This window comes from Lishizhenia tianjinensis (assembly GCF_900116425.1).
Taxonomy (GTDB): Bacteria; Bacteroidota; Bacteroidia; order Flavobacteriales_D; family Crocinitomicaceae; genus Lishizhenia; species Lishizhenia tianjinensis.
The window spans coordinates 56,926-69,877 of sequence record NZ_FPAS01000001.1 but is presented as its reverse complement, the minus strand read 5'-3'; the positions used below and the strand labels follow the sequence as shown (position 1 = coordinate 69,877).

13 protein-coding genes are annotated in these 12,952 nt (G+C 37.3%); 6 read left to right on the top strand and 7 right to left on the bottom strand.

What is annotated here, in order from left to right:
* Positions 1 to 4: 4 nt before the first annotated feature.
* Entirely contained in the window at positions 5 to 610 is a 606-nt protein-coding gene (locus tag BM327_RS00360) for an acyl carrier protein phosphodiesterase (protein WP_090244959.1), read from the top strand.
* Between the two features lie 97 nt (positions 611 to 707).
* Positions 708 to 2,093 (top strand): MltF family protein, encoded by a 1,386-nt coding sequence (locus BM327_RS00355; RefSeq protein ID WP_090244951.1) that lies wholly within the window; start codon positions 708 to 710, stop codon positions 2,091 to 2,093.
* Here BM327_RS00355 and BM327_RS00350 read toward each other — a convergent pair.
* Genes BM327_RS00350 through prmC form a run of 7 tightly spaced genes read right to left on the bottom strand, consistent with a single transcriptional unit; the run spans position 2,083 to position 8,749 of the window.
* Positions 2,083 to 2,976 (bottom strand): FKBP-type peptidyl-prolyl cis-trans isomerase, encoded by an 894-nt coding sequence (locus tag BM327_RS00350; RefSeq protein WP_090244946.1) that lies wholly within the window; start codon positions 2,974 to 2,976, stop codon positions 2,083 to 2,085. The two genes, BM327_RS00355 and BM327_RS00350, sit on opposite strands and share 11 nt — an antisense overlap.
* 14 nt (positions 2,977 to 2,990) lie before the next feature.
* Complete coding sequence (locus tag BM327_RS00345; RefSeq protein WP_139230184.1) at positions 2,991 to 3,518, bottom strand: FKBP-type peptidyl-prolyl cis-trans isomerase; 528 nt, start codon at positions 3,516 to 3,518, stop codon at positions 2,991 to 2,993.
* Complete coding sequence (locus tag BM327_RS00340) at positions 3,512 to 4,528, bottom strand: DHH family phosphoesterase (protein WP_090244937.1); 1,017 nt, start codon at positions 4,526 to 4,528, stop codon at positions 3,512 to 3,514. Before BM327_RS00340 ends, BM327_RS00345 begins: the two co-directional genes overlap by 7 nt.
* A gap of 12 nt (positions 4,529 to 4,540) precedes the next feature.
* The gene (gene dapA, locus BM327_RS00335) at positions 4,541 to 5,428 is read right to left on the bottom strand and encodes a 4-hydroxy-tetrahydrodipicolinate synthase (RefSeq protein WP_090244934.1); all 888 of its coding nucleotides are present in this window, start codon (positions 5,426 to 5,428) and stop codon (positions 4,541 to 4,543) included.
* Positions 5,425 to 5,868, bottom strand: a complete 444-nt coding sequence (locus tag BM327_RS00330; protein ID WP_139230183.1) for a hypothetical protein — start codon at positions 5,866 to 5,868, stop codon at positions 5,425 to 5,427. Before BM327_RS00330 ends, dapA begins: the two co-directional genes overlap by 4 nt.
* Positions 5,861 to 7,867: an NAD-dependent DNA ligase LigA gene (gene ligA, locus BM327_RS00325; RefSeq protein ID WP_090244921.1), complete on the bottom strand. Its 2,007-nt coding sequence runs from the start codon at positions 7,865 to 7,867 to the stop codon at positions 5,861 to 5,863. Before ligA ends, BM327_RS00330 begins: the two co-directional genes overlap by 8 nt.
* A gap of 3 nt (positions 7,868 to 7,870) precedes the next feature.
* Positions 7,871 to 8,749 carry a peptide chain release factor N(5)-glutamine methyltransferase gene (gene prmC / locus BM327_RS00320; RefSeq protein ID WP_090244917.1) on the bottom strand — a complete coding sequence of 293 codons (879 nt, stop codon included), beginning with the start codon at positions 8,747 to 8,749 and terminating at the stop codon, positions 7,871 to 7,873.
* A gap of 538 nt (positions 8,750 to 9,287) precedes the next feature.
* Here prmC and BM327_RS00315 point away from each other — a divergent pair.
* The 4 genes from BM327_RS00315 (at position 9,288) to BM327_RS00300 (ending at position 12,889) form a co-directional block, all read left to right on the top strand.
* A complete protein-coding gene (locus tag BM327_RS00315; protein ID WP_139230182.1) occupies positions 9,288 to 9,812 on the top strand; it encodes a hypothetical protein in 525 nt (174 codons plus the stop codon).
* A 76-nt stretch (positions 9,813 to 9,888) separates the two neighbouring features.
* The gene (locus BM327_RS00310) at positions 9,889 to 10,860 is read left to right on the top strand and encodes a S41 family peptidase (RefSeq protein ID WP_170853625.1); all 972 of its coding nucleotides are present in this window, start codon (positions 9,889 to 9,891) and stop codon (positions 10,858 to 10,860) included.
* A gap of 115 nt (positions 10,861 to 10,975) precedes the next feature.
* The gene (locus tag BM327_RS00305) at positions 10,976 to 11,662 is read left to right on the top strand and encodes a CPBP family intramembrane glutamic endopeptidase (protein WP_170853624.1); all 687 of its coding nucleotides are present in this window, start codon (positions 10,976 to 10,978) and stop codon (positions 11,660 to 11,662) included.
* A gap of 105 nt (positions 11,663 to 11,767) precedes the next feature.
* Positions 11,768 to 12,889: a T9SS type A sorting domain-containing protein gene (locus BM327_RS00300; protein WP_170853623.1), complete on the top strand. Its 1,122-nt coding sequence runs from the start codon at positions 11,768 to 11,770 to the stop codon at positions 12,887 to 12,889.
* Positions 12,890 to 12,952 lie beyond the last annotated feature (63 nt).

Sequence of the window (12,952 nt, the reverse complement as noted above, 5' to 3'; positions counted from 1 at the left end):
AGAGATGAACTTTTTAGGACATCTCTACTTTTCTGGTAACGACACCGAACTCATGGTGGCCAACCTTTACGGTGATTATTTTAAAGGAAATAAGTTTGAAGGACTACCGCAAAAAATTCAAGAAGGTATAAAACTACACAGAGCCATTGATAGTTTTATAGACACCAATACAGGGGTAAAAGAACTCTTTCATCACCTCTATCCCCACTTACCCAAAATAGCAGGCATAGCCGTTGATTTATATTTTGATCATTTGTTAGCCAAAAACTGGAAACAATTTCATCCTCAAGATCTTAATGATTTTGTAAATGCCTTTTATCAACAAACGAATCATTTAGTTTACGATTACTCTCCTCATTTCCTTATGATGTTAGACTATATGAAAAAGGGAAATTGGCTGTTCAATTACAGGAGTTTAGAAGGTCTTGATAGTGCAGCGCGAGGGCTCTCCAGAAGAATTTCATTTCCTAACGAATTGTTCAAGGCTAAACAAGTATTCGTAGAAAATGAGCCACTAATTACAAAACACTTCAATAGTTATATGCAAGAGGCTGTGGATAATTTTTATTGTACGGGTTCACAAAATTTACGTAATTTCAATTTGAAATAGAAAGTGTACTACTATCGGAAATTTCTCTACATATCTGGCTGTTCTTCTAAGTATCAGCACTTTATTCTTCACTTCGTGTGAAGTCAACACCAACAAAATGAGGGTTGAACCCGTGTCTAAAGACATGGCCAACACCATAAAAGTTGACTTAAAAGAAATTAAAGAGCAAGATAAATTAGTTGTTTTGGCAGAGAATTCTACTGCTTCTTACTTCATTTATAGGGGTAAGAAAATGGGCTTAGAGTACGAAATCTTAAAAGAGTTTGCCGAGCATTTAGGCGTTCAACTCGAAATCAAAATGGTACACAACCTCGATAATATTGTTGATTTATTGAACAATGGCGAGGGAGATATGATAGCCTGTAACTACACCGTTACCAAAGAAAGGGCACGTTCCATCAACTTCACAAATCCTTACATGCGCTCCTCGCAAGTGGTTGTTCAACGCAAACCCAAAGATTGGAGAGAACGCAACAGAAAACAAGCTTGGAAGGAAGACGTGATTACTGATCCCTTAGGACTCATAGGTAAAAAGGTTCACGTTTGGAAAAATTCCTCTTATTATGATAGGTTGGTGAACTTACAAAATGAACTCGGAGACACCATTTACATAGAAGCTGTTGAAGGTGACGTATTGCCCGAACAATTGATAGAACAAGTTGCCGATGGACTCATAGACTATACCGTTACAGATCAAAATGTTGCACAAATCAATAGTCGCTTCTACCCTAACATAGACATAGATTTAAATATCAGCGTAAAGCAGCAGATTGCATTTGGTATGCGTAAGTCAAGCAAAGTGCTATTACATGAATTTAACCGTTGGTTGAAAGACTTCATGAAAACAAGTACTTTCTCTTACATCAAACACAAATATTTAGATATCTCTCAATTTTCTTCCAAAGCTCAACATGAGTTCTCTTCTTTAGGTGGAGGGAAAATTTCTAAATACGATAAACTCTTTAAAGAAATTGCGGCAGATTACAATTGGGATTGGCGTTTATTGGCCGCTTTAGTATACCAAGAATCTAAGTTTAAAACAGGTCAAAAATCTTGGGCTGGTGCCTATGGCTTGATGCAGTTTATGCCAGGTGTTGGTCCGTCCTACGGCGTCTACCCTAATTCTTCGCCAGAAACACAGATACGTGGAGGTATGAAAAAACTCTACAAAAACTATGGAGATTGGCACATGATTACCGATTCTATTCAGCGTATTAAATTTACACTGGCTACCTACAATGCAGGTTTAGCGCATATACAAGATGCTCAGCGTTTAGCTACGAAATACGGTAAAAATCCAAACGTTTGGGACGATAATGTTGAAATCATCGCCTTGAATTTGAACAACCCTAAATACTATAAGGATGAATTGGTAAGAAGCGGATACTTGAGAGGATCTGAAACCTACAATTATGTACGAGAGATTTTCACGCGCTTCAATGAATATGAATCTGCCTTTGAAAAAACAGTACCTAATTCTTAACGTCCAAAATAATTAAGTCGTACATGATATCCTCGTTCGGCTTCACTTTCCCTTCTAAACCTTGTTCTCCATAGGCTTGAGCTGCAGGAATATGAACATAAACTTTGTCGTGATTTTTTCTTTCTTTCAATGCTTTTACCAACGCAGGCAGTTCTGTTGTATTCGCCATATCAATGTATATAGGCTTCACATCAGCATAGGTGTTGGCATAGCGTGGTTGAGAAGCTGAATGTGCAAAGTAATGAACTTTAATTTTACTCTTATCTGTAACTACCGCCTCATTTTCTTCCTTGCTTTCTTCTATTGTGTAGACTTTGATTCCATCTACATTTGCAACTGGTGCTATTTTATCAAGAATACTTAGGTGTAAATAGTTATCCGCATTCGGTGGAACAAGTCCAGGAATCCCCCTTTCTCCCCTCGCTAATTTAGCAGGTAGAAAAATGTCAACTTCATCTCCCACACTTAAATACTGTAAGGCTATTTTCCAACCTTCTGTTTGTATGTTCCAACCGTAAGGATATGCAATACTTGTTTTTTTGATCAAATGATTACCGTCATATACTTTACCATCTTCTAAAGCATTTTTGTAATCTATTCTCAGCACATCATATAATTCAACCTTAGGCCCCTTTCCTTTTTTAAACCATGTAATTTTAATTCCATTGTCTAAAGCCAATTCGCTAACCGTATCTTTTTGTACGATTTCCAAGGTATCAGCGCTATCCATTTTAACGCTTGACAAAGAATCTTCAGCGTTCATTGCCGCACTATCTACTGTATTAAAAGGCGTGTTACTGTCTACATCTTTCACTCCATCTATAGAACATGCATAAAAGAAAGGAAGTGCAAAAAAAGGTACTAAGGCGTTATTCAATTTCATGATTAAGGATCTTTTTATTTAGAAGTGATTGCTGTTAATTCTATGTCTGCTACGATTACTTCAAGGGGTGGAATTTCTTGCATATCTCCAAGTAGACCGTGGGCTAAATGACTCGGCATAATGAATTTTGCTTTATCACCAACAGACATCATTTTTATTCCTTGATGCAGTCCTAATTCCACATCGCTTTTGTCCACTTTAAAGCTACTGGTTGTATTCCCTTCACTTTGATACACCGTATCTTCGTCCAAAAGTTGAATTAAAAACTTCACGTGAGCTATTTCATCTTCTTGAATGGTAGGTCCAGCACTATCTTTATAAATATCATACTGCAATCCTGTCTCCGTCTTTTTCATCTCCAATTCAGGGTGACGTTTTAAATACACCTTTATCTCCACCTCTTGTTCAAAGGCAAAACGTTGGTTCATTTCGACAGATTGCTCTGTAGACCAATGCGTAGGTTTATCTTCCACCACCTCAGGTGTATATGTACATGCTGTAAATACAGCCAAAAACGGAAGTATACGTAATGATTTTAGCAAAACTCTGGTAATACGGATTTTAATTTTTCAATTGCCCCTTTTAAATCTTTGGTATATCTACCTCCAGCCGCATTTTTATGTCCGCCACCATGGAAATAAGTAGAAGCCAAAGTATTTACAGGGTTATCTTCTCCTATAGAACGGAAAGAAATCTTGATTATTCCATCCGATTCTTTCAGGAAGATAGATTTGCGAATTCCTTCTATAGACAATACAGTATTTACCAATCCTTCTGTATCACCTTTTTCATAGTGGAAACGCTCTAAATCTTCTTTGGTTAAGTAGATAATGGCTGTTTTGTATTCTGGTAAAATCTCCAAGTTATTGCTAATGGCATAACCGTGCAATTGCAAACGATTTACAGAATTATTGTCGAAGGTATTTTCGTGAATTTTGTTGTTCTCTATTCCTAAATCCAACAAATCTGCAACAATGCGATGGGTTTTAGAAGTCGTACTTGAGAACCTAAAACTACCTGTATCTGTCATGATACCCGTATAAATGGCCTCACCACACGCTTTGGTAATTTTAGTTTGATTTGCATTGGCTTCTATCAGCTCATAAACTAACTGTGCAGTAGAACAAGCCGAAGTATCAGAAAATACAATTTCGAAACCTTCTTCCTCTGGGTTTAAGTGGTGATCTATCATCACTTTTTTACCTGGAGCAGAAAGTAGGAAGGGCTGCATTTCATTGCCCACCCTTCCGAATGAATTAAAGTCTAAACAGAAAATTAAATCTGCAGCACTTAAATGTGCCTTTACCTCATCTATATTATTTTCGAAAGACAAGATTTCATCTGCCCCTTGCATCCAATGTAAAAACTTGGGAGCAGCATCGGGGTGACAGATATGTAATTCACCTGTGTACACTTCTTTTAAGTAGTGATACAAGGCCAAAGAACTACCGATAGAATCCCCATCGGGAGATTTGTGTGCAGTAATTACTACCTGTTTTGCATCCTTTAATAATACGTTGAGTTGGTTGATTTTCTCTTCTGTAAATACCATATAAAATTTCGCTTACGACTTTAAAATCGCTTGTGTTTCTTCAATTAATTTTGCTTCTAAAGCTGCTGAAACGTTAACCAAAGGAAGACGCAAATGCGTTTCACAAATTCCTCTTTCTTTCAAACAAACTTTAACTCCAGCTGGGTTTCCTTCTGCAAACATCATGTTGGTGATGTTGAACAATTTGTAGTGATTTTCTCTTGCCGTTTCATTGTCATCAGACAGGGCAGCTTTCACCATTGTTGAGAATACCTCTGGAAAAGCGTTACAAGATACAGAAATTACACCTTGCGCTCCAGAAACTATCATAGGAAAGGTTAAATTGTCATCTCCAGAGATAACATCAAATCCTTCTGGCGCTCCTTGTATCAATTGCATGATTTGGTCTAAATCTCCACACGCTTCTTTAATTGCCACTACATTGTCAAACTCACGTGCTAAACGCAAAGTAGTTTCTACAGACATGTTAGAGCTTGTTCTACCTGGTACATTGTACAAAATGATAGGTAATTCCGTAGCTTCTGCGATTGCCTTAAAGTGCTGGTAAATTCCTTCTTGCGTTGGTTTGTTGTAGTATGGAGAAACACTTAAAATACCGTCAATAGCATCGTGGTTCATGTTCTTCAACTGATTTACGATAGCCATGGTATTGTTTCCTCCTACCCCAAATACGATAGGCAACTCTCCGTTGTTTTCATCTGCTACGATGTCTAAAACATGCGCCTTCTCCTCTGGTGATAAAACAGGGTTTTCTCCCGTAGTACCTTGTACCACCAAAAAGTCTGTTCCTCCTTCAATTTGAAGTCGAACCAACTTTCTTAATCCTTGCTCATCTACCGTAAGATCAGCATTGAACGGTGTAATTAACGCTACACCTGCTCCTTTGAACATGTTATTCATTTGAACTTATTTATGTACTTATTACTTTTTTCTAAATATTTACTGATGTCTTGCTCCTCATCTGTAATGACAACATTTGACGCCGCTGAATCCACACCAGAACGCACTAATTTGTATTCACTTTTATAAGCAGCAATGATCTTTTCTAATTTCTTGTTGTTTTTGGTTTGGCAACTCACCAGAGCAAAAGGACTGTTTCCCCATTCTCCGGGTAAAGCCTTTGCATCCAAATTACCAAACATCGAAAAAGAAGCTCCCGTGAGGTATTGCGTATCCAAGGTGTTGCTCAAATCTTCGGGCAATTTTTTTCCTTTGTACCACAACAGAACATGTACTTTGAATTCATCCTTAGAAAAGGATTTTTCTATATCTCTTTTTAAGAGATTGGTCATATCCTTGCTCTCGAACTCCGTTAAAAAAACTATATCGCGTTTATTCACCTGTCAACATTTTTTCAAAGTCCAACTCACTAATAATCTTCACCCCTAAGGTATTGGCTTTTTCCAATTTTGCAGGTCCCATGTTATCGCCTGCTATCAGGTAAGAAGTTTTGGCAGAAATAGAACCTACGTTCTTTCCTCCATTGTCTTCTATCATGGCTTTTAATTCATTTCTAGAATACTTTTCAAACACTCCAGAAATTACAATTTTCAAGCCTTCTAGTTTGTTCGATGCCTTCACCTCTGCCACTGTTTCCAATTGCAAACCTGCTTCTTTCAAACGCTCAATAATAGCCAAATTCTCCTCATTTTGAGCAAAAGCTAGAATACTCAAAGCGATCTTATCACCGATTTCATCTATGGCAATTAACTCATCATAAGTTGCCGAAAGGATCTTATCTATGGTCAATAAAGACTGCGCAATTTTCTTGGCCACTGTCTCTCCTACGAAACGAATTCCTAAACCAAACAAGACTTTTTCGAAAGGAACTTGCTTACTGGCTTCTATTCCTTGCAACATGTTATTGGCCGACTTATCAGCCATTCTATCCAATTCTATGATATCCTCAAAAGTCAACTTGTAAAGGTCTGCGTAATTTGCAATCAACCCTTTGTTTACAAGAAGTGCTACGGTTTCCGTTCCTAGTCCGTCTATATTCAACCCTTTGCGCGAAATAAAGTGATCTATCTTACCAATGATTTGCGGTCTACAACCTAAGTCGTTCGGACAATAGTGTTGCGCTTCTCCTTCTGTCCTTTTCAATTCAGATCCACATTCTGGACAGTTTTCAATAAACACTACAGGCTGAGCATCCTCCGCTCTGGCGTCTAAATTGACCCCTACAATTTTCGGAATGATTTCGCCCCCTTTTTCTACGTACACCTCATCGCGTTCGTGCAAATTCAACTTTGCAATTTGATCGGCATTGTGTAAAGAAGCACGTTTTACGGTAGTTCCACCCAACTGCACCGGTTGCAAATTCGCTACTGGAGTAATGGCACCCGTTCTTCCTACTTGATAAGTCACTTCCTCTAAAATGGAAGAAACACGCTCTGCTTTAAATTTATAGGCGATGGCCCAACGCGGTGATTTGGCGGTAAAACCAAGCTCCTGTTGTTGACCGTAATCATTCACCTTTATTACTACACCATCTATTTCAAAAGGCAAATTGGCTCTTTCTACATCCCAGTGGTTGATGAAGTCCATTATGCCCTCAATAGAATTGGTTTTAACAATGTATTTTTTTTCTTCTTTCGGTACTTGGAAGCCCCAATTGGCAGCAGTCGCTACGGTTTCAAAGTGACCTGTACCCGGTAAATCGCCACCGTATACGCCATAGAGCAAACAATCCAAACCTCTATCAGCTACTACTTTAGAATCTTGCATTTTCAAGGTTCCTGAAGCCGTGTTTCTTGGGTTCGCAAATTGAGGCTCACCTAACTCCTCACGCATGGCGTTGAGTTGGTGGAAGTTTTCTAAAGGAAAGAAAATCTCTCCTCTGATTTCAAACTCTTCTGGGTAATTTCCTTTCAACTGTAAAGGAACTGTTTTAATGGTGCGCACATTGGCAGAAACATCTTCACCTTGTGTTCCATCACCACGCGTTACAGCTTGTACAAACCGACCATTTTCGTAGCGAATTCCTATCGCCACTCCGTCGTATTTGAGCTCACAAACGTATTCTATGTCGCCTTCTACATTCTTTCGCACACGTGCTTCCCATTCTTGAATCTCTTCTTGCGAATAGGAGTTAGACAAAGACAACATAGGGTATTGGTGTACCACTGTTGCAAACTTTTTTGTGATGTCACCTCCAACTCTTTTGGTTGGACTATTGGGATCCGCTAAGTCTGGATGTTTCTTTTCCAAACCCTCCAATTCTTTGAGTAACTGATCAAATTCATAATCACTTACCTCAGATGTATTTTCTACATAGTATGCATGGTTTAAGGCATGCAACTGTGCTGTTAATTCTTTTATTCTATCGCGAACGTTCATTGTCTAAAATTTTGTAGCCTTGAGCATGCGGTCTTTCCCCTGCATGTCTTGCTTTAATTCTACCATGAAATAGCCCATGCTTTGCAACAAATTTTGTGTTGCAGCCGCGTAGTTTTCATGCAATTCAAAATAAATACTGCCTCCTTCTTTGAGGTGAACCATACCATACATCCCTAAGTTTCTATAGAAAACCAATGGATCTTTGTCATCAACAAACAAGGCTATACCTGGCTCATGATCTAAAACGTGATCGGCCATAAAGCTCTTGTCGGCATTAGGAATGTAGGGAGGATTGGAAACAATCACATCCAGACCTTTCGGCGCTGTTTGAGAAATGTTCAAAGCATCTTGTTTTTCAACCACTACCTCCAAACCAGTAAAAACGACATTCTCTTGCGCAACAGTCAAAGCTGCATCGTCATAATCTATGGCTTTAACTTGAGCGTTGGGCAAAGCTTTTTTCAAGGCTAAGGCTATACACCCCGAACCTGTACACCAATCTTCAAGGATTATGGTTTCTGATTCCTTTTTCTGTGCCTGAATATCTTCTACTATCCAATTCACCAACTCTTCGGTTTCTGGTCGAGGTATAAGTACCCCTGGCTTCACTTTCAATTCCAAATTGTAGAAATACGTCTCACCCAAAATGTATTGAAAGGGTTCTCCTGCAAGAAGTCGTTTTATGGCCCCTCTAAAAAAGAGCAAATCAGATTCACTCACTGTTCCATCTTTGTGCAGGAGGTAATCATCGAAAGCAAAACCTAAACGTTGTGCAATCAAGCTTTTAGAAATGGTTTTAATTTCACTTCCGCTAAAAATATCGCGTAGCTTTTCTTCAAAATAAAGCTCTACCGATTTGATATGATTATCCTTTACAAACATGGGACAACAAAGTAAGTAAAACTCACCGAAAAATGAAGCCCTCAGTCTCAAATTAAGCAGCACAAAATTCAAATAATCACACAGTTGTTTGGAGTAGTTAAGAATTAGGTAGTTAGGGGATATTATTAGAGGCTGATCTAATTAAACTATTATTTCTACTCTCCCCTTACCGACCCTCAAAATAAATTGTTTATGAAAATTTATATTACTAAATTACCTTGTTCATAAATTGGTACAAACAAATTATTGAACTAGCTATTCACTTTATTTATAGAATATCATGAAATGTGTCCTAATACTACTGCTATTACCCATGATATATTGTAATAGTATTGCCCAAGAAACTAAAGTTTATTTTGGTATTGGTAGTCTACACAATACCTTCCAAGACACGCGGTTTTCAAATGTTCATCTTGTTAAAAAAAGTATTCTTCCAGAGTTTGGCTTTCAAAGACTTTCACTCAAAAGCCAAATCTACTTAAACGCAAATGCTTTTGTTTTTAAGAGTGATTTCCCAAATTCTACTAATACTGAGGTAATGACTTTAGGCTATAACGTCAAGTTGGGCTATTTGCATAAAGTTAGAAAACACTATTTCGGTTTAACTTGGAATGCATTAGACTTTGTTACACGCTCGAATAATAACTTAGGTAATAGTTCTAATTTTTACAGGTTATCCTCAGACATCCTTTTATCTTGGAGCTATTCACATGCATTAAAGAAAAACCGCAGTTTAGAACTAGGCTTAGATTATGGAATATTAAGTTTCATGAACACAGCCCCTAGTTTCACTGCCAATCTACCACAAAACGTAATCGATAATGGAGAAGTAAGTTTTTTTGACTCCAGTACAAGAAACCCATATGACCTCAGCTACTTAACTGCAAAAACAGTACATAATCAACTTCTTTTAAATACCTATATCAGATTCAATTTTAAGAAAAAATTAAGTCTTGCTTACTCTTGGAAGTTACGTAGCTTTTATGACCATAAAAGTTACCCCGTAACCGACGCCTTTCATACTTTAAGTTTACAATACAACTTTATTCGTCATATTAAATAGTTTAGCCATGAATACTCGAATATTACTGATGGGGCTATCCCTTCTCTTCACAATAAGTTCTTGTGAAAAAATTGTAATGAAACCTAAACCGGGACAATCGAACATGGACATTTTTAACGAATACACCAAAATAGCCATAGAAAAATTTGGATTACAAGAAGTCAAACAAATTGATCTAATAAGTTTAAGAGACTCAATTAGCCCCTTTATAAATGATGCGCTCAATGAGCAAGAGCTTTTCAATTATTTAGGAATTATTGCAAGTCGTATGCAAGAAGGACACACCAATATTGAGGATTTAGACAATAATTATTGGGCCGGTTATGATTTCTATTCTGGTTATCCATCTGCTTACAGTTTTTTGATTGCGCAAGAATATTATTACGGAGAAGCGGCCAACCCTAATGTTCAAACAATATCTTCTTCAGATTCATATTTCAATATACAATATGGATTCTTACCTCAAGACAATACTCTTGGATACATTCGTATATCAAGTTTTGACATGACTGTATCTGAGGCTGAATTAGAACAAATGATGAATTACTTAAAAGACGCCAAAGGAATCGTAATTGATGTTCGCGGCAACCTTGGTGGATACATTAATTTAGCTGCCCGTATGGCTTCATATTTCACCCAAGAAGAAATCATTTTTGGTACAAACCATGTAAAAAACGGACCCGATTTCGATGACTTCTCAGCGAGTCAAATGAAACTTACTCCTTCCGGAAGTGAAAATACCTTTCTTAAGAAAGTTGTAGTTTTGCATGACAGAACCACATTTAGTTCTGGATCACTTTTTACTATCATGATGTATGCTCTAGATAATGTGACAACTATAGGACAAAAATTTGGTGGTGGAACAGGAGAAATAATAGACGGTTTTCTCTCAAATGGATGGAAATATAATTTATCCACCTCTAATTTAGAGGATGCACAGGGTAACCCTACAGATAATGGTATAGAAGCTGATATCCCTATGGTTCTTGATGAAACAGACACTGACTCAGACGCTCTTATTGAACAAGCCATAGTAGAACTTCAGTAATTTTTTTCAAAAGCATTTTCCATGAATCGCTTTGAGCAAGTAGTTTATTTGAAAAGTCCAGAAGAAAAAGCGTTTTTAAACTACTTCAAATCATAATAAAAAAAGTCGAGTATTAATGTTAGGAATCCTTGTCATTTTAGTTCTTTCTTGGTTTTTGAACTACCTCTACAATAAAGGGAATTTTAATTTTATGGGATTATCCCCCCTTGTAAAGAGAATCATACAATGGACACTTGGTTTTCTAGTAAGCGCTATACTTTGCGGTGTTTTACTACTCCTTGAAGCTTACCTCAAAGGTGCATCCTGGCAATTAAGCACCTCCTTTTCTTCCACTTCCTTTTTTCATTCTGTCCTATGGGATTTTAAATCTGTTTTCACCGAAGAGCTTTTGTTTAGAGGCGTTCTTTTGTACATACTTATCCATAAAATTGGAGAAAACAAAGCCGTACTTCTTTCGGCCTTAGCTTTCGGGGTATACCATTGGTTCTCTTTTGGCGTTTTTGGCAACGTAATGGCCATGCTCGTAGTACTCGTTAGCACTGGTTTAATGGGCTATGCTTGGGCCTGGTCTTTTTCGAAAACGAAATCTATGTTTCTACCTATAGGTCTCCACTTTGGTTGGAACTTTATGTACAATACCATATTCTCCAAAGGGCCTTTAGGCCAGGTCACGCTTGCTTTAACAAATGCCCAAGATTTAGAGGACTGGACATCTCTCCTCTACTTTTTAATTAGCGTCATTATGATTCCATTATTGGTGATGATCTTCGTAAAATACGGCATAAAAAAAGCCAAAGCGTAACTCAAATTATTAGAAAGGATTACAAATTCATATTGGATTATTTATTACTATTATTGGATAGTAATACCAATTCTTGAAATAAAAATGATCGTAAAAAAAATAGTAATGCTGTTCATGATTGTAGGTTTTATGCAATCAAAGGTTAACGCCCAAGAAATAGAAACAAGAACACTTTTCAATTGGAATGGATCATCTTGGACGGGTGCCTTAAAAATGAGCTACACCTACAGCTCTACGAATGAGCTTTCCGAAATACTGCATCAATCCTTTCAGAATTCGCAATGGATCAATTCCTCAAAAAACACTTACATCAATAACCTGAATGGCTCTCCAGACACTATACAAATTACATCATGGAATGCTGTAAACAGTACTTGGGACTACACTAGTCGGTATACCTTCACCTACAATACAAATAACCAAACTATTGCCAAGGTCTTGGAAAATTACCAAAACAATGCTTGGGTAAATATGAAGAAATTTGAATACCAATATGATTTAAACGGTAATTTAATTGAGGAAAAGCAACTAAATTGGGATAGTTCAAATGCGCAATGGACGAATAAACTCCTTATACAGCAAACATTTTTAGGAAATGGTAAATTGCTTCAGAGGCAAGAACAGACATGGGATACAACCGCAGTAAATTGGGTGAATTCAACTAAAGTTGAACATAGCTATACGGCCTCACTCCAATATGACACCTTATTTTCTTACGCATGGAATACCAATTCAAATGATTGGACCAACTTTATGCGAACTTCTTTTCATTACGATGCAAATGACCATATATCTTATAAAAATCAAATGCAATGGAATCAGAGTTTAAACAGCTGGAATAACTATGTTCGAGTAGATTATGCTACAGATACTTTGGGTAAGGTTACAGAATCTATTACGAAAGCATGGATATCTTCGCCTGGAATTTGGTTTAATTTAGAAAAGGATGTACGAACTTATACCTCACCTACTGCAATAACTGAAAATGAAACAATTTTTAGTCTTGATATATTCCCGAATCCCGTGCAAAGCAAGGTGCACATTCGACTGCACGAAACCGGCAACTCAACCATTCAGGTTGTGGATAATTTGGGACGTACGCTTTGTACAGAGTTGACTGACCAACAGGAAATTGAACTTGACTTGAGTACTTTTCCATCAGGTACCTACTATTTACACATCTTTACTGATCATAAACAAGTTACACGTAAAATCATTAAAAAATAAAGGAGAGATTGAAGTTTAAGAATCATAATTTATTCTGAAACAAACAATTTCAATCCAATTATT